Source organism: Devosia sp. XGJD_8 (genome assembly GCF_046614475.1).
GTDB lineage: Bacteria > Pseudomonadota > Alphaproteobacteria > Rhizobiales > Devosiaceae > Devosia.
In genome coordinates this window covers 1-15,602 of record NZ_JBKJHF010000003.1, presented here as the reverse complement: position 1 = coordinate 15,602, position 15,602 = coordinate 1, and the positions used below count along the sequence as shown (strand labels likewise).

Annotated in this window: 15 protein-coding genes; 6 read left to right on the top strand and 9 right to left on the bottom strand. The window is 65.6% G+C overall.

The window, feature by feature from the left end:
• Nucleotide 1: 1 nt before the first annotated feature.
• The 4 genes from ACLI1C_RS18795 to ACLI1C_RS18780 are packed head-to-tail and all read right to left on the bottom strand — an operon-like array spanning nt 2 to nt 3,714.
• On the bottom strand, nt 2-892 hold the full coding sequence (locus ACLI1C_RS18795) for a transglutaminase family protein (protein WP_411399100.1): 891 nt from the start codon (nt 890-892) through the stop codon (nt 2-4).
• Nucleotides 889-1,977 (bottom strand): ATP-dependent RecD-like DNA helicase, encoded by a 1,089-nt coding sequence (locus ACLI1C_RS18790; RefSeq protein ID WP_411399099.1) that lies wholly within the window; start codon nt 1,975-1,977, stop codon nt 889-891. Before ACLI1C_RS18790 ends, ACLI1C_RS18795 begins: the two co-directional genes overlap by 4 nt.
• Nucleotides 1,977-2,660 carry a fumarylacetoacetate hydrolase family protein gene (locus ACLI1C_RS18785; RefSeq protein WP_411399098.1) on the bottom strand — a complete coding sequence of 228 codons (684 nt, stop codon included), beginning with the start codon at nt 2,658-2,660 and terminating at the stop codon, nt 1,977-1,979. The genes ACLI1C_RS18790 and ACLI1C_RS18785 overlap by 1 nt, the downstream gene beginning before the upstream one ends.
• Entirely contained in the window at nt 2,653-3,714 is a 1,062-nt protein-coding gene (locus ACLI1C_RS18780) for an aldo/keto reductase (RefSeq protein WP_411399097.1), read from the bottom strand. The genes ACLI1C_RS18785 and ACLI1C_RS18780 overlap by 8 nt, the downstream gene beginning before the upstream one ends.
• Before the next feature lie 120 nt (nt 3,715-3,834).
• Here ACLI1C_RS18780 and ACLI1C_RS18775 point away from each other — a divergent pair, with 120 nt between their 5' ends.
• From ACLI1C_RS18775 to ACLI1C_RS18765, 3 genes are all read left to right on the top strand, one after another.
• Nucleotides 3,835-4,701 carry an EamA family transporter gene (locus ACLI1C_RS18775; RefSeq protein ID WP_411399096.1) on the top strand — a complete coding sequence of 289 codons (867 nt, stop codon included), beginning with the start codon at nt 3,835-3,837 and terminating at the stop codon, nt 4,699-4,701.
• 68 nt (nt 4,702-4,769) lie between these two features.
• Nucleotides 4,770-5,141: a YciI family protein gene (locus ACLI1C_RS18770; protein WP_411399095.1), complete on the top strand. Its 372-nt coding sequence runs from the start codon at nt 4,770-4,772 to the stop codon at nt 5,139-5,141.
• Nucleotides 5,141-6,409, top strand: coding sequence for an RNA polymerase sigma factor (locus tag ACLI1C_RS18765; protein WP_411399391.1), 1,269 nt, complete (start codon nt 5,141-5,143; stop codon nt 6,407-6,409). The genes ACLI1C_RS18770 and ACLI1C_RS18765 overlap by 1 nt, the downstream gene beginning before the upstream one ends.
• A gap of 7 nt (nt 6,410-6,416) precedes the next feature.
• On the opposite strand, the gene purU is transcribed toward ACLI1C_RS18765, so the two are convergent.
• Nucleotides 6,417-7,271: a formyltetrahydrofolate deformylase gene (purU, locus tag ACLI1C_RS18760; protein WP_411399094.1), complete on the bottom strand. Its 855-nt coding sequence runs from the start codon at nt 7,269-7,271 to the stop codon at nt 6,417-6,419.
• A gap of 461 nt (nt 7,272-7,732) precedes the next feature.
• Between purU and ACLI1C_RS18755 the strand changes: the two genes are divergently transcribed.
• Nucleotides 7,733-8,800, top strand: a complete 1,068-nt coding sequence (locus ACLI1C_RS18755; protein ID WP_411399093.1) for a hypothetical protein — start codon at nt 7,733-7,735, stop codon at nt 8,798-8,800.
• On the opposite strand, the gene ACLI1C_RS18750 is transcribed toward ACLI1C_RS18755, so the two are convergent.
• The 4 genes from ACLI1C_RS18750 to ACLI1C_RS18735 form a co-directional block, all read right to left on the bottom strand.
• Complete coding sequence (locus tag ACLI1C_RS18750; RefSeq protein ID WP_411399092.1) at nt 8,797-9,606, bottom strand: ABC transporter permease subunit; 810 nt, start codon at nt 9,604-9,606, stop codon at nt 8,797-8,799. The two genes, ACLI1C_RS18755 and ACLI1C_RS18750, sit on opposite strands and share 4 nt — an antisense overlap.
• Entirely contained in the window at nt 9,607-10,566 is a 960-nt protein-coding gene (locus ACLI1C_RS18745) for an ABC transporter permease subunit (RefSeq protein ID WP_411399091.1), read from the bottom strand.
• Nucleotides 10,563-11,711, bottom strand: a complete 1,149-nt coding sequence (locus tag ACLI1C_RS18740) for an ABC transporter ATP-binding protein (RefSeq protein WP_411399090.1) — start codon at nt 11,709-11,711, stop codon at nt 10,563-10,565. The genes ACLI1C_RS18745 and ACLI1C_RS18740 overlap by 4 nt, the downstream gene beginning before the upstream one ends.
• Before the next feature lie 157 nt (nt 11,712-11,868).
• The gene (locus ACLI1C_RS18735; protein ID WP_411399089.1) at nt 11,869-12,957 is read right to left on the bottom strand and encodes a polyamine ABC transporter substrate-binding protein; all 1,089 of its coding nucleotides are present in this window, start codon (nt 12,955-12,957) and stop codon (nt 11,869-11,871) included.
• A 431-nt stretch (nt 12,958-13,388) separates the two neighbouring features.
• On the opposite strand from ACLI1C_RS18735, the gene ACLI1C_RS18730 reads away from it, so the two are divergent.
• Both ACLI1C_RS18730 and ACLI1C_RS18725 read left to right on the top strand, forming a co-directional pair.
• Complete coding sequence (locus ACLI1C_RS18730) at nt 13,389-14,336, top strand: pseudouridine-5'-phosphate glycosidase (RefSeq protein WP_411399088.1); 948 nt, start codon at nt 13,389-13,391, stop codon at nt 14,334-14,336.
• Complete coding sequence (locus ACLI1C_RS18725; protein WP_411399086.1) at nt 14,333-15,220, top strand: carbohydrate kinase family protein; 888 nt, start codon at nt 14,333-14,335, stop codon at nt 15,218-15,220. Before ACLI1C_RS18730 ends, ACLI1C_RS18725 begins: the two co-directional genes overlap by 4 nt.
• The last annotated feature ends 382 nt before the right edge of the window (nt 15,221-15,602 follow it).

The following is a 15,602-nucleotide window of genomic DNA, read 5'->3' as shown; positions in this document are numbered from 1 at the left end:
CCTAGCCCATGCCATCCTGCGGGCTGACGACGCGCTCGACGATTACTTCGACGCTCATGCCGAGATAATCGTCCTTCTTGCCCACGAAGGTGCCCGAGATCGGAATGGCCTGGCGCGGCTCGCGCGCCACGCCGACGCGGATCAGGTCGCGCGTGCCGATAATGCCGTTGGTGGGGTCGAACTCCACCCAGCCGGCGCCTGGAAGATAGACCTGGCACCAGGCATGGGTTGCGCCGCCGCCGCGATGGTTGCCGTCGCGGGCGGGCGAATAGAGGTAGCCGGTGACAAAGCGCGCCGCGAGGCCCAGCGAGCGCACGGCCTCGATCATCAACAGGGCAAAATCGCGGCAGGTGCCGGCCCGGGTGGCAAGGGTCATCGACGGCCGCTGCGTGCCCGGATCTGGGCGCCGCAGATAGGTGAAGCTCTCCTTGATGCCCATGGTCATGGTCGCCAGCAGGTGACCGGTGCCGGTCAGTCCGCGTGGATCGAGGAAACGCTTGGCCCAGGCATCCACCTCGGTCTCGTCGGGAAACTGGCGGCGCAGGTTGGGGGCGAGGTCGATGGCATCGATATCGCCATAGTCGAAGGGATAGGTCTTGGCCCGGCTCTCGATCTCGAAGGCCGGTGTCAGCTCGGGCGAATGGTCCAGCACCATGGTGGCGACGATGCGCAGCTCCTCGGAACCCTCCTCAAAGCCGGCAATGGCAATGCCATTGCCATGCACATCGTGGATCCAGCGCATGGTGGCGGGGTGCGGGCGGATGGCGAGGCCGAAGGAATCGAGCCGCTGCTCCATGCTGTCGCGCGGGCGCAGGAGCATGCGGTGGTCGCCGAAGTTGACCGGCCGGGCATAGCGATAAACGGTCTCGTGCCGTACCGAGAGCAAAGTCATGAGACGACCGTGATCTTTTCGGCGGCGCGGGTAATGCCGGTATAGAGCCAGCGCGCCCGTTCCTCGCGGAATACGAAGCTTTCGTCGAACAGATAGACATTGTCCCACTGGCTGCCCTGCGCCTTGTGGACGGTCAGGCAGTAGCCGAAGGTGAATTCGTCGAACTGGCGGCGCTCGGGCCAGCTCATCGCGTCTTCTTCGCCGGAGAGAAAGGCCTTGTGCGTCAGCACCCTGGCCTCGCCCTTGCCCTCGTCGGCGCCGAGCAGCAGGCTCCATTTGCCATTGGTGCGCCGCGTGGCCTCGGTGACGATCCAGATCTGGCCGTTGAGCAGCTTCTTGCGGGGGTTGTTCCTGAGGCACACCATGCGGTCGCCCTCCACCGGCTCGTGAAAGGGCAGACCCTTCAGCTCGCGCAGCCGGTCATTGTATTGCAGGCGCGTCTTGTTGCGCCCGACCAGCACCTGGTCGGCTTCCAGCACTGCGTTGCGATCGACATTGTCGCGCCCCACCACGATGGATTCGCCATAGGAGCCCCGCTCGAGATAGCCCCCCTCGCGCACTTGCATGGAGAGGTGGATGATCGGGTTGTCCGCCGCCTGCCGGTGGATTTCGGTGAGCATGATATCAGGCTCGTCGGCGGTGAAGAAGCCGGCGCCCTGCACTGGCGGCAGCTGGAACGGATCGCCCAGCACCAGCACCTTGACCCCGAAGCTCAGCAGGTCCTTGCCCAGCTGCTCGTCGACCATGGAGACCTCGTCGATGACGATGAGGTCGGCATCGGCGGCCGGGCTTTCGTCGTCGAGCACGAAGCGCGGTTCGCCCTCCTTCTCGCTGACCAGGGTATAGATCAGGCTGTGGATGGTCTGGGCGCCCTTGCAGCCGCGCTTGCGCATGACCAGGGCCGCCTTGCCGGTAAAGGCGGCGAATTTGACGGATCGCACATCCTGCGCCAGGTGCACGGCCAGCGTCGACTTGCCGGTGCCGGCCCAGCCGAACAGGCGGAAGACCTGCGGACCGTTCTTGTCCTTGAGCCAATCGGAAACGGCCTTGAGCGCCGCATCCTGCTGGGGTGACCAGACCGGCATCAGACTATCGCTGTCCTGACCGTGCCGACGCCGGCAATGGCGCCTTCAAGCACATCGCCACGCACGACGGCGCCGACGCCGGCCGGCGTGCCGGTCATGATCAGGTCGCCGGCCCGCAGGGTCACGAATTGCGACAGATAGGCGATGGTTTCGCCCACGCTCCAGATCTGGTCGGCCAGGTCGCCGCGCTGGCGCTCCGTGCCATTGACGACAAGCGTGATGGCGCCGGCTGCGGGATGGCCGATGCTGCTGGCCGGCTCGATCGTGCCGATCGGCGCGGAAAAATCGAAGCCCTTGGCCATTTCCCACGGCCGGCCCGCCTTCTTGGCCACGGCCTGCAGGTCGCGCCGGGTCATGTCGAGCCCGGCAGCATAGCCATAGACGTGATCGAGCGCCTGCTCGACGGCGATGTCGGTGCCGTCCTTGCCAATAGCAACGACCAGTTCGATCTCGTGGTGGAAATCGGCGGTCTGGGGCGGGTAGGGGATGGCGGCGCCACCCACGACCACCGCATCGGCCGGCTTGGCGAAGAAGAAGGGCGGATCGCGCGTGTCATTGCCCATCTCGATGATGTGCTCGGCATAGTTGCGACCCACGCAATAGACACGGCGGACGGCAAACAGCCCGCCGCGGGCGATCGGCACGGTGACGGGATTGTGCGGCGCGAACAGGAAATCAGCCACGCTTGAAATCCTCCGCATAGGGTCCGATGAGGTCGAGATCGATCTTGCCCAGCCGGTCCTGCGCCGTGAAGGACTGGTGCCAATAGGGATAGAGCAGCGGCGGCTGGCTGACGGCATCGAGCCGGGCCCGCTCCTCGGCGCTGAGCTTGAGCTCGGCGGCCGCCAGATTGTCCTTGAACTGCGCATCGCTGCGCCCGCCGATGATGACCGAGGTGACGCCGGGCCGGCCCAGCAGCCAGGCCAGGGCCACCTGGGCGCCGGAGACGCCGCGGCCTTCGGCAATGGCCACGATGGTGTCGATGATGTTGTAGAGCCTTTCCCAGTCATAGACCGGGGGCTCGCGGAAGCCGCCGACATGGCGGCCACTATCGGGGCCCCCGTCGCGCCGATACTTGCCCGACAGCAGCCCGCCGGCCAGTGGGGACCAGATCAGGATGCCCAGGCCCTGGTCCTGGCTGATCGGCACCAGCTCATATTCGGCCTCGCGCGAATGCAGCGTGTAGTGGATCTGCTGGCTGACGAAGCGTTCGCCCTGGCGCTCCCTGGCCGCGGCCAGGGCCTTGGAAATATGCCAGCCGGAAAAGTTCGAACAGCCGATATAGCGCACATGGCCGTGCCGCACGAGCGTATCGAGCGCCTCCATGGTCTCCTCGATGGGCGTCATGCCGTCCCATTCATGCACCTGGTAGAGGTCGATGACGTCGGTCTTGAGCCGGCGGAGGCTGGCCTTGCACTGCTCGATGATGTGGTGGCGCGACAGGCCGATCTGGTTGGGACCGTCGCCCATCTTGAAGCGCACCTTGGTGGCGACCAGCGTCCTGTTCCGGCGGCCATTCTCGGCCAGGGCAACGCCGATCATCTCCTCGGAGACGCCGGCATTGTAGACATTGGCGGTGTCGAGCAGGTTGATGCCGGCATCGAGGCACATGTCGATCTGGCGCGTCGCGTCGGCCTGTTCGGTATGGCCGACCTTTTCGGAGCCGCCGAAGGTCATGGTGCCCATGGTCAGGGTCGACACTTTCAGACCCGACCGTCCGAGATAACGGTATTCCATCGGCATTCCTCCTTTGTTCCGGCCGGTTAGGGCTAAAGGGCATTGAGAGTCGGGTCAATGCATGGCACCGGGAAACAAAGCCTGCTAGACCGCAGCCGCCTCATTTCGAAAGCCCTCCCCGTGCGGCCGCAATCCGTTCTTCTGTCCGTCGCGCTCGTTACCCTGGGCATGGTGTTCACCCAGACGGGGGCCTCCTTTGCCAAGGGGCTGTTTCCCGCTGTCGGCGCGGCGGGAGCCACAACGCTGCGGCTGACGCTGGCGGCCCTGGTGCTGCTGGCGCTGTTCCGCCCGTGGCGGCAGAAGCTGACCCCTGACCAGTGGCGTGCCGTATTGCTCTATGGCGGCGTCATGGGCGCGATGAACCTGTTCTTCTATGCCGCGCTGGCCACCATCCCGCTCGGCGTCGCCGTGGCGTTGGAATTCACCGGGCCGCTGGCGGTGGCGCTGGCCGGGTCGCGCAAGCCGCTCGACTTCGTGTGGATCGGCCTGGCCGTTGCCGGGCTCGCCATGCTGCTGCCGCTGGGACAGACGAGCGGCGAGATCGGGTTCGTCGGCGTGCTGCTGGCTTTGGCGGCCGGCGCCTGCTGGGCCGGCTATATCGTCTTCGGCCAGCGCGCCGGCACGGGAGGCGGGCCGCATATCACCGCTCTGGGCGTCTCCATCGCCGCGATCATCGCGCTGCCCTTCGGGGTGGCCACGGCCGGCACGGCCTTGCTGGATCCCGCCATCCTGCCGATCGCGCTGGGCGTGGCGCTGCTGTCGAGTGCCATTCCCTATGCGCTGGACATGGTGGCCCTGCCCCATCTCCCCTCGCGCCTGTTCGGCATATTGATGAGCGGGCAGCCGGCGCTGGGTGCGCTGTCGGGCTTCGTCATTCTCAGCGAGTCGCTGGGCGCCTGGCAGCTGGCGGGCATCGCCGCGATCGTCATTGCCTCGCTGGGCGCCACCGTGACCATTGCCCGCGGCGTGCCGCCGCCCGTGGCCTAAAAAATCCTTCACCCGCCGTCTGTTTTGGGCATAGTCGCTCGTCATGTTTTCGATGAGGGATGTTCCAAATGCTCTATGCCGTCCTCTGCTACAACGATGAGAAAGCCGTCTCTGCCTGGACCAAGGAAGAGGACGATGCCTGCATGGCACGCCTCGGCAAGGTAGAGGACAGCATGAAGGCCAAGGGCAAGCTCGGCCCGGTCGCGCGGTTGCTGCCCACGACATCGGCGACGACCCTGCGCAAGGGTTCGGGCGAGCCGCTCATCATCGATGGGCCCTTCGCCGAGACCAAGGAGCAGTTTCTCGGCTTCTACATGGTCGATTGCGAATCGCTGGAAGAAGCCATCGATTTTGCCAAGGAGCTGACCAAGGCCAATCCGGGCGGCGGCGGCTACGAAATCCGGCCGGTTGGCCTCTACCATCCCAGCGAGATCGGATGATGGTCGACAATGCCTGGATAGCAGCTGCGCTCACGGCGGCCCGCCCCCAGGCATTGAGCGCCCTGCTGCGCTATTTCCGCCATCTCGATACTGCCGAGGAGGCCTTCCAGGAAGCGAGCCTGCGCGCCATCCACAGCTGGCCCGACAAGGGGCCGCCGCGCGACACCGTCGCCTGGCTGATCTTTGTCGGGCGCAATTGCGGGGTCGATGGGTTGCGCAAGGCTCGTCACAATGTGGCCCTGCCGGCCGAAGAGCGGCTGTCCGACCTGGACGATGTCGAGGTCGGCATGGCTGAGCGGCTGGATCTTGGCCACTATCGCGACGACATCCTGCGTCTGCTGTTCGTCTGCTGCCATCCGGAGCTGCCCGCCAACCAGCAGATCGCCCTGGCCCTGCGCATTGTCGCCGGCCTGTCCCTACGCCAGATTGCCAGGGCCTTTCTCGTCGGCGAAACGGCCATGGAGCAGCGCATCACGCGGGCCAAGGCGCGCATCGCGGCCAATCCGGTCCCATTCGACCCGCCCGACGCGGAGGCCCGGCTGGAGCGGCTGGGCGTCGTGGCCATGATGCTCTATCTCGTCTTCAACGAGGGCTATTCGCGCGGCCATGCCGATCCGGCGGCGGCGCAGCTCTGCGACGAAGCCATCAGGCTGGCCCGCCTGCTGCTGCATCTGTTTCCGGCCGAGCCGGAGATCATGGGGCTTCTGGCACTGATGCTGCTCCAGCATGCACGGCATCGGGCGCGCACCGACCAGGCCGGACAGATCGTGCTGCTCGACGATCAGGACCGGGCGCTGTGGGACGGCGCCATGCTGGCCGAGGGTCGCAGCCTCGTCGAAAAGGCGCTGCGTCATGCCGAGCCCGGCATCTATCAGGTGCAGGCCGCCATTGCCGCCCAGCATGCCCGCGCCCGGCACGCCGCCGATACCGACTGGGGCGCCATCGACCGGCTCTACCAGACGCTCGAAGTGCTGCAGCCCTCGCCGGTGGTGACGCTCAACCGCGCGGTGGCCGTCAGCAAGTCACGAGGTCCCGCAGCGGCCCTGGCGCTGATCGAGCCGCTGGCCGAGCGGCTGGACGGCTATTTCTATTTCCACGGCGTACGCGGCGGCCTGCTGCTGCAACTGGGCCATGGCTTAGCGGCCCGCGAGGCCTTCAATCGCGCCATTGCGCTGGCCGGTTCGCCGGCCGAGGCGGCGCATATCCGCCTCCATCTCGACCGGCTGGCAGAGCAGGGCCCGCCGCCGCCCGTTGCTGCCATCCAGTAAGCGTCGGCTAGCCGAACACCACCGTCTTGCGGCCGTTGAGCATGACCCGGCTTTCCAGGTGCAGCTTGACGGCACGGGCCAGCACGCGGCTCTCGATATCGCGGCCGGCGGCGATCAGGTCGTCTGGGCTCATCGCATGGGTGACGCGGGCGGTTTCCTGCTCGATGATCGGGCCCTCGTCGAGGTCGGGCGTCACATAATGGGCGGTGGCGCCGATGATCTTGACGCCGCGCTCATGGGCCTGGTGATAGGGCTTGGCACCCTTGAAGCTGGGCAGGAAGGAGTGATGGATATTGATGACCTGGCCGAAGAGGCGGGTCGAGAGATTGTCGGACAGCACCTGCATGTAGCGCGCCAGCACCACGAGGTCCGCGCCTGATTGCTTGACCAGTGCCAGGACCTGTTCTTCCTGCTGCGCCTTGGTGTCCCTGGTCACCGGCAGCAGATGGAAGGGAATGCCGGCATCCTCGGCGATCTTGCGCGCGTCGGGATGGTTGGAAATCACGGCCGCGACCTCGGCATCGAGCCAGCCGACGCGGATCTGGTAGAGCAGATGCAGCAGGGTGTGGTCGAATTTGCTGACCATGATGACGATGCGCTTCTTGCGACTTTCATCGGCCAGCGCGGTCTTCATCGAGAAGCGCTCGATCGGCGATTTCAGTGCCCGTTCGATGGCTTCGCGCGTCACGCCGTCCGGCGCGGTAAAGGCCAGGCGCATGAAGAAGCGGCCGGTCTCGCGATCCCAGAACTGGTTGGATTCGGCGATATTGGCGTTGAGCGCAGCCAGTTCGGTGGTGACGGCGGCGACGATGCCGGGGCGGTCGGCACAGGACAGCGTTAGGACGAAATTGGCCGGGGACATAGCAAGCTTCCGTGAATTCCAGCCTGCGGTATCAATGGGTTGCGCCCGCCCGTCAAGTGCGCAGCAAAAAGGGCCGCCCCGAGGGACGGCCCTTCCTGAGTTTCGGCCTATGGAGCGCTGTGCGCTCCACTCTCGAAAAGCTGCGCCGGGGCGCGCCCGACGCTTTGGCCTGGAGGACTGGTGCTAGCCGAGAATCTCCCGCGCAGACACCATAAATCCAAGACCTGCTTCGAGTGCCGTCATCTCATGAGCCATTGGATCACCTCCTTCACGTTGGTTGAACATGAGGGGATGCTGCTCCCGTTTATCGTCATTGTAAAGTCACAGATCGTCGTGCCGGGCACGCCCGATGCATGACACGGCCCCCGCGTCATTGACGATCGTCAACGCCAGCCCCGGCATTCTCGTGATTATTTGCGCTTTCGCGCCTGTGTGCCCGTGCAGATCCGTTGGGGGGAACAATGGTAGACCTGCTCACTCAGATCGAGAAATTCCTGACCGAATATCGAACCATCGTGACCGTCATTGGCTCCCCTCTGGTGGTGCTCGTGGCGGGGAAACTGTTCCTGGTGCTGATGTCCGTGTTCAAGCTGCGTCGGGTGCATCAGATCATTTCGGCCGACGATCCGGCGCTGGGCGATGTCGAGGATATCCAGCGCGTCCGCTTCCCGATCGAGGAACGCGATCCCGAGGGCCTGCTGTCGCAGAAGATCGCCGCGTCCAAGTTCAACATGCTCGGCAAGCCCCGCTCGAACGCCGCGATGATCGTTCTCTACTACAAGGTCGGCGGGAAAATCCTGGCCTATCTCACGGCCGAGCACTTCCGGTCCGAGCGCATCATCTTCTTCTGGTACATCGCCAAAGGCGAGGAGGCTCCCAATGTCCGGCCGGGCGAACGGGCAGGGCGGGAGCCTGCCGAAAGCGAGGTTGCCACCGACCTGGTCAGCAAGCTGATCCGCGTCTGCAACGGCTATGGCGGCTGGGACCATGTGATCGCCGAAGTGGACTCGCGGGATCCGCATGAGGCCGTCACGCGACTGCGCCGGTTCCAGCAATATGCCTGGCACCTGCGCTATTCCAAGTTTGATCACCCGTTGCGCTGGCTGCTCCAGCGCCCTCCGCTGCGCTGGCTTTTCCCGCCCAAGTCACCCTCGCCCTCGGTCTTCAAGGTGGATATGCCGTTCAAGATGCCGCTGCATGAAGCCGGCTTCCTGTTCGAGGCGGAAAAGCATGAAACGCCCGCCTGGCTGCTGGTCGCCCCGCGGGAGAATGAGACGGTGGAGAAGGCGGGCGACCGGCATGTGATGCCGCGCGAGCAGGTCGTCGCGCTGATCGATGTCCTGCGCCAATCCTACCACGATCCGGAAGAGCCGGAATACAGCGCCTATATCGCTGGCTTCTTCGGCCGGGCCGCACAGGCCGTGCCCGATCCCAGCCGGCTCATCTGCCGGGGCTCCGAACTCGATGCCGGCCGGCCGGCGCGGCGCCCGGCGCGCAAGGCGGTCCTGGGCCGGCCGGGGCCGGCCTAGTTCCGCAGCTTTTTGGGGCGCGAGCGCAGCTGCAGCACGGTTGCGGCAAACACGCCGAGCGCCACAATGCCGATGATGATGGTGGCCAGCGCATTGACGTCGGGCGAAACGCCCAGCCGCACCTTGGAAAAGATCACCATGGGCAGGGTCGACGAGCCGGGGCCCGACACGAAGCTGGCGATCACCAGGTCATCGAGCGAGAGGGTGAAGGCCAGAAGCCACCCCGATACCAAAGCCGGGGCGATGATGGGCAGGGTGATGTCGAAGAAGACGCGCACGGGCGTCGCCCCCAGATCCATCGCGGCCTCTTCGAGGCTGAGATCGAGATCGGTCAGGCGCGACTGCACCACAACGGTCACATAGGCCATGCAGAAGGTGGAATGGGCGATGATGATGGTGACAAGGCCGCGTCCGGCCGGCCAGCCCAGAGTAGCCTCCATGGCGACGAACAGCAGCAGCAGAGCCAGGCCGGTGATCACGTCGGGCATGACCAGCGGGGCCGAGACGGTGCCGGCCAGCACGGTGCGGCCACGGAAGCGCTTGAAGCGCACCAGTGCCACGGCACAGAGCGTGCCCAGCACCAGGGCGATGGTGGCGCTGACAAAGGCCACCTGGGCACTGAGCCAGGCGGCGCCCAGCATCTGCGGATCGGCGAAGAGCTCACCATACCACTTGGTCGAAAACCCCGACCAGACCGTCACCAGCCGGCTCTCGTTGAACGAGAAGATCACCAGCGAGATGATGGGGGCATAGAGGAAGGCGAAGCCGAGCGTCGCCGTGACGGGAAGGAACCAGCCGCGCCGCATCTATCTGGTCCTCCCCGAATCCTGCACGGCGTCCTGCGCCTTTTGCAGCAGCATGACCGGCACGACCACCGCCACCAGCATGGCAATGGCCACTGCGGCGGCGCGCGGCCAGTTGGTATTGGCGAAGAACTCGTCCCACAGCACGCGGCCGATCATCAGCGTCGAGGGTCCGCCCAGGAGCGATGGAATGACGAATTCGCCGATGGCGGGGATGAAGACCAGCATGGAGCCGGCAATGATGCCGGGCATGGAGAGCGGCAGGGTGATGGAGAGGAAGGTGCGTGCCGGGCGCGCGCCCAGGTCGGCCGAGGCCTCCAGCAGAGCGCCGTCGAGCTTCACGAGGTTGGTATAGAGCGGCAGGATCATGAAGGGCAGGTAGGTGTAGACGATGCCGACATAGACGGCGAAATCGGTCTGCATCATCACCAGCGGTTCGATGCCGAACACGGCCAGGACCTGGTTGATCACGCCATTGCCGCGCATGAAGCCGGTCAGTGCATAGACGCGCAGCAGGAACGAGGTCCAGAAGGGCAGGATGACCAGCATCAGCAGGATATTGCGCCAGCGCTCGGGCGCGCGGGCGATGGCATAGGCCATGGGATAGCCGATCAGCAGCGCGATGATGGTCGAGATCAGCGCGATCTTGATCGAGTTGAGATAGGCCGCGACATAGAGGCTGTCGGTGAAGAGGCGGATATAGTTGTTGAGGTGCAGGGTGAGCTGCACCGTGCCCTCCTCGGTGGTCAGCAGCGGCGTATAGGGCGGCCGGCCGAACTGCTTGAGCGTCAGCGAGATGCCGAAGACCACCGCGAGCGGCACGAGGAAGAACACCGTCAGCCAGATGGCCGGCGCCGCGATCACCAGTGCCTTGCCGGAGAGACCGACGGCGGCCAGCGCGCGCTCGACCCCGGTCCAGGCCCGGCGGCGCGGTGGCGGGGAATCGATGTCGTAGCTGCTCATACCGTCAGCACCGATCCGGCATTGCCGCCCCAGGTGCAATAGACCGGCTCGTCCCAGGTGATGGAGTCGGGATTGCCGCGCACCGTATTGGTCTGGGTGACGCGCAGGCGTTTGCCGCTGTCGAGCAGGACCTGATAGACGCTCATGTCGCCCAGATAGCTGATCTCCTCGACCAGGCCCCTGGTGACATTGGCGTCATGCGGATTATCGGGCGCCTCGCGGCTGAGATGGATCTTTTCCGGCCGCACTGCCCACCACAGGATCTGGTCGGGTGCGCAGTCGACGCCGTGGTCGACATAGATGTCGCAGCCCAGTTCCGCCGAGCGGATGCGCACATGGTCGGGCTCGTCCTCGATGACGACGCCCTCGGCCATGTTGACCGAGCCGATGAAGCCGGCGACGAAGCGCGAATTGGGGAATTCATAGATGTCGGTGGGCTCGCCGATCATGGCGATCTCGCCCTGGTTCATCACCCCGATGCGGGTGGCAAGGCTCATCGCCTCTTCCTGGTCATGCGTCACCACGATGAAGGTGACGCCCAGCGTTTCCTGGATCTTGACCAGCTCGAACTGGGTTTCCTCGCGCAGCTTCTTGTCGAGCGCGCCGAGTGGTTCGTCGAGCAGCAGCAGTTTTGGCCGCTTGGCCAGGGCCCGGGCCAGGGCCACGCGCTGGCGCTGGCCGCCCGACAGCTGGTGCGGCTTGCGCTTGCCATAGTCGGAGAGCTTGACGAGGCTCAAGAGCTCCGCCACGCGGTCGGCGATCTCGCCCTTGGGCAGGTGGTCGCGCTTGAGGCCATAGGCGATGTTCTGTTCCACATTCATGTGCGGGAACAGCGCATAGGACTGGAACATCATGTTCACGGGCCGGTTATACGGCGCCACATGGGTCATGTCCTGGCCGTCGATCTCGATCGTGCCGGCGGTGGGCTCCTCGAAGCCGGCCAGCATGCGCAGCAGGGTCGACTTGCCCGAGCCCGAGCCGCCGAGCAGGCAGAACAGCTCGGACTTGTAGATGTCGAGCGACACGTCATGCACCGCATGGACGTCACCGAATTTCTTGGTGACATTTCGGATGCGCACGAAGGGCTTGGCCGCGGGGTCGCGCCAGGGGCGGGTGTCGATAGCCAATTGGGGCTTTTTAGCCATGTCGGTCCCTAGCAATCCTGTCAGTAGACCTCATCCCGAGCCCGTCGAAGGACGAGGTCGTCTCGGATGGTGCCGCGCCCTCGTGTTCGACGGGCTCACCATGAGGGCTGCTGGTGGGCCAGAGGTGGAAGGGGCGGCTGGTGCCGCCCCCGATGTCTTACTGGCCGGTCTTGATGCGGGTCCAGGTGCGGGTCAGGACTTCTTCGTAGTCGGGGCTATGCGCCTTGAGGGCGAAGGCCTTGGCGACGGTCTCGGCCGGCGGATAGATGCCGGGATTTCCCTTGACCTCTTCGGAGACGAACTCGGTCGCTGCCAGGTTGGGGTTGGCATAGAAGACATAGTCGGTGATCGCGGCGACCACTTCGGGCTGCATGATGTAGTTGATGAACTTGTGGGCATTGTCCGGATGCGGCGCATCGGCGGGGATGGCCAGCAGGTCCATCAGCGTGGCGGCGCCTTCCTTGGGAATGGCATAGCCCACTTCGACGCCCTGGCCGGCAGCGGCCGCGGCGTCGGCGGCGATGAAGACGTCCCCGGAATAGCCGAGCGCCAGGCAGATTTCGCCATTGCCCAGGTCATCGATATACTGGCTGGAGTGGAAGTAGCGGATATGCGGCTTGACCGCGGTCAGCAGCGCCTCGGCCTTGGCCAGGTCTTCCTCGCTCTCCGAATTGGCGTCGAGGCCCAGATAGTGCAGGGCGGTGCCGACCACTTCGGATGGGCTGTCGAGCACGGCGATGCCGCAGCCGGCGAGCTTTTCGGCATTGGCCGGATCGAACAGGATCGACCAGCTGTCGACCGGCACCTCGCCCAGCGCTTCGGCGACCTTGGCGGTGTTGTAGCCCAGCCCGATGGTAAAGGTCATATAGGGGATGGAGTGGGCATTGTCGGGGTCATGCGCGGCCGCAACGCCGAGCACGGCCGGATCGAGATTGGCGAGATTGGGAAGCTTGGACTTGTCGAGCGGCAGCAGCAGCCCGGCCTGCACCTGGCGCTCGAGGAAGTTGCCGGTGGGCACCACGATGTCATAGCCCGAAGAGCCGGCCAGCAGCTTGGCGTCGACGATCTCGTTATTGTCATAGACGTCGTAATTGACCTTGATGCCGGTCTCCGCCTCGAAATTGGCGATCGTGTCCTCGGCAATATAGTCGGACCAGTTGTAGACGTTGAGCACGGCCTCTTCCTGAGCCAGCGCGGGGCTGGCGACCATGAGAGTGCCGAGGGCAAGGGCGAGCGACTTCTTCATCTGGGGAGCTCCTTGGGAGAGTATTGGTTTTGGCTTGCGGCGCCGCGGCGCGGCAATCGGGAATTGGCCCGGGCGGGCACGGACGATCAGCAGCGGGCGCTCATCTTTGAGTGCCCGGACCACGTGGTCCGGTCTGAATCGCTGATACGGCAACAGGGCGCTCGGAAGCGCTGGGCATTTTGGCTGGACTGGGCCCGATGCCGGGCGCGTATCGATCGGCGCCAGGCGCGCGACCAACAATCATCGTCTGCAGCGAAGTGCCCTTTCCACGCTGGAGGTTATGGGGGCAACCTAGAGCCAAAACGGAGGGGCGACAAGCCGCTTGCGCCCATGTTTTTGCAGGGGTTGACGCCCTGCGGCAACAAGGCGCAAAACCCGCGCCGAAAGGGGCCGGAGCGGCCCGGACGCAGAACGGAAAAGCGAGTGAACAGATGAGCGCCAAGGCCTACCTCTCGATCAGCCCCGAGGTAAAGAAAGCGCTGGCTGCCGGCGCGCCGGTCGTGGCGCTGGAATCGACCATCATCACCCATGGCATGCCCTATCCGCAAAACCTGGAAATGGCGCAGAATGTCGAGGCGGTGATCCGCCGGCATGGCGCTGTGCCCGCCACCATCGCCATCATGGATGGGCGCTTCTGCGTCGGGGTGTCGGGCGAGGATCTGGAGCGTCTGGCCCAGACGGGCGGCAAGGCCGCCAAGGCCAGCCGGCGCGATGTCGCCTCGCTCCTGGTCAAGGGCGAGATTGCCGGCACCACGGTGGCGACGACGATGCAGATCGCGGCCCTGGCGGGCATCCAGGTGTTTGCCACCGGCGGCATTGGCGGGGTGCATCGCGGCGCCGAGGATACATTCGATATCTCGGCCGACCTCGAAGAGCTGAGCCGCACGCCCGTCTGCGTGGTCTGCGCCGGCGCCAAGTCCATCCTTGATATCGCCAAGACGCTCGAAGTGCTGGAAACCAATGGCGTGCCGGTGCTGGGCTATGGCACCGACGAGTTTCCGGCTTTCTGGGCGCGCCAGAGCGGGCACAAGGTCGACCATCGCTTCGACGACGTCGCCGATATTGCCCGGGTCGTGGCCATGCAGGCCGATCTGGGCATGGGCGGCGTGCTGGTGGCCAATCCGATCCCGGAGGCCGATGCGCTCGATCCGTCCGCCATCGAGGCGCGCATTGCCGAGGCGATCCGGGGCGCCGAGCAGGAGGGCGTGTCGCGCAAGGCGCTGACGCCGTTCCTGCTCAAGCGCATTTTCGAGCTCACCGACGGCAAGTCGCTGGTCGCCAATATCGCGCTGGTGGAAAACAATGCCCTTGTGGCCGCCGGCATCGCCGCGGCCCTGGCGGCGCGGCACGCGCCCAAGCCGGCCGTGCGGCGGGCATGAGCGCAAAGGTCCTCGTCGTCGGGGATGTGATGACCGACGTCATCGTGGTGCCCGAGGGTCCGATCGTCAAAGGTAGTGACCGGCGCGCCACGGTGCGCAGCCGGCCCGGCGGGTCGGGCGCCAATCAGGCGGTGTGGCTGGGGGCGATGGGGGCCGCGGTGGTGTTCGCGGCACGCGTCGGCGCGACCGACAAGGCCATGTATGAGAACTATTTCCGGGGCCTCGGGGTTGTGCCGGTGCTCTCTGGCGACCGGGATCAGCCCTCGGGCGTCCTGGTGACCATTGTCGATCCCGATGGCGAGCGCAGCTTTCTCACCGATCGCGGCGCCAACCTCAATCTCTGCCCCGATGACCTGCCCGACAGCCTGCTCGATGGTATCGGCATGGTCATGGTCTCGGGCTACAGCTTCTTTGCACCCGGCCCGCGGCAGGCGGTACAGGCGCTGTTCGCCACGGCGCGGGCCCGCGGCATTGCCGTGGCGGTGGATCCGGCTTCGGTGGGATTCCTGGTCGAAGTCGGGGCCGCAAACTTCCTCGACTGGACCGGCGAGGCCGATTTCATCTTCGCCAATGAAAGCGAGGCCGAGGCCCTGACCGGACTTTCAGACCACGCCGCTCAGATGCGGGCGCTGGGCGCGCATTACCGCACCGTGCTGATCAAGCGCGGCAGGCTGGGCGCGGCTCTGGGCGGGCGCGATGGCGTGCGCGTCGCGCTGCCGGCGCCGCAGGTCAGCGTGGTGGATACGACGGGGGCGGGCGATGCCTTCGCGGCCGGCTTCATCGCGGCGCATCTGGATGGCGCCGACGAAGCCACGGCACTGGCGCGGGGAATCGCGGCAGGAGCCAAAGCGGTGCAGTCGATCGGCGGTCAGCCGGCAGCATAGGTTGCGCCGTTCTGCAATTTCCCAGTCGTGTCCCTCCCCTCCAGGGTGGGAGTGTCTAGCTCGGATATCCGGGCCAACCGTCACCCCCTCCCAGCCTCCCCCATCAAGGGGGAGGTGAAGACCGATGTACGTGGCCGCACCGTGGCCTTGTCGTTCATAAAAGCTATTGGTGGGCACATCCCAGTCCACCCACCAGCCGGCACCTCCCCCTTGATGGGGGAGGGTGGGAGGGGGTGTGGGAGCCCCTATCTGTGGGCCAAATGCACCCCCGGCGGAATTGTCATCCCCAACTTATCCCCGCCTCCAAGACCCATGCCATAATCGCCCCATCACCTCGCACGGGCGGCCTGCAGGCGAACAGTGGCTGGGGTGAGCCGGGCGC

Coding starts and splice junctions, on each gene's coding strand:
- ACLI1C_RS18780 (WP_411399097.1), bottom strand. CDS start 3,714: ATGGAATACCGTTATCTCGGACGGTCGGGTCTGAAAGTGTCGACCCTG.
- ACLI1C_RS18770 (WP_411399095.1), top strand. CDS start 4,770: ATGCTCTATGCCGTCCTCTGCTACAACGATGAGAAAGCCGTCTCTGCC.
- ACLI1C_RS18755 (WP_411399093.1), top strand. CDS start 7,733: ATGGTAGACCTGCTCACTCAGATCGAGAAATTCCTGACCGAATATCGA.
- ACLI1C_RS18745 (WP_411399091.1), bottom strand. CDS start 10,566: ATGAGCAGCTACGACATCGATTCCCCGCCACCGCGCCGCCGGGCCTGG.
- ACLI1C_RS18725 (WP_411399086.1), top strand. CDS start 14,333: ATGAGCGCAAAGGTCCTCGTCGTCGGGGATGTGATGACCGACGTCATC.
- purU (WP_411399094.1), bottom strand. CDS start 7,271: ATGTCCCCGGCCAATTTCGTCCTAACGCTGTCCTGTGCCGACCGCCCC.
- ACLI1C_RS18730 (WP_411399088.1), top strand. CDS start 13,389: ATGAGCGCCAAGGCCTACCTCTCGATCAGCCCCGAGGTAAAGAAAGCG.
- ACLI1C_RS18740 (WP_411399090.1), bottom strand. CDS start 11,711: ATGGCTAAAAAGCCCCAATTGGCTATCGACACCCGCCCCTGGCGCGAC.
- ACLI1C_RS18735 (WP_411399089.1), bottom strand. CDS start 12,957: ATGAAGAAGTCGCTCGCCCTTGCCCTCGGCACTCTCATGGTCGCCAGC.
- ACLI1C_RS18750 (WP_411399092.1), bottom strand. CDS start 9,606: ATGCGGCGCGGCTGGTTCCTTCCCGTCACGGCGACGCTCGGCTTCGCC.
- ACLI1C_RS18765 (WP_411399391.1), top strand. CDS start 5,141: ATGGTCGACAATGCCTGGATAGCAGCTGCGCTCACGGCGGCCCGCCCC.
- ACLI1C_RS18795 (WP_411399100.1), bottom strand. CDS start 892: ATGACTTTGCTCTCGGTACGGCACGAGACCGTTTATCGCTATGCCCGG.
- ACLI1C_RS18790 (WP_411399099.1), bottom strand. CDS start 1,977: ATGCCGGTCTGGTCACCCCAGCAGGATGCGGCGCTCAAGGCCGTTTCC.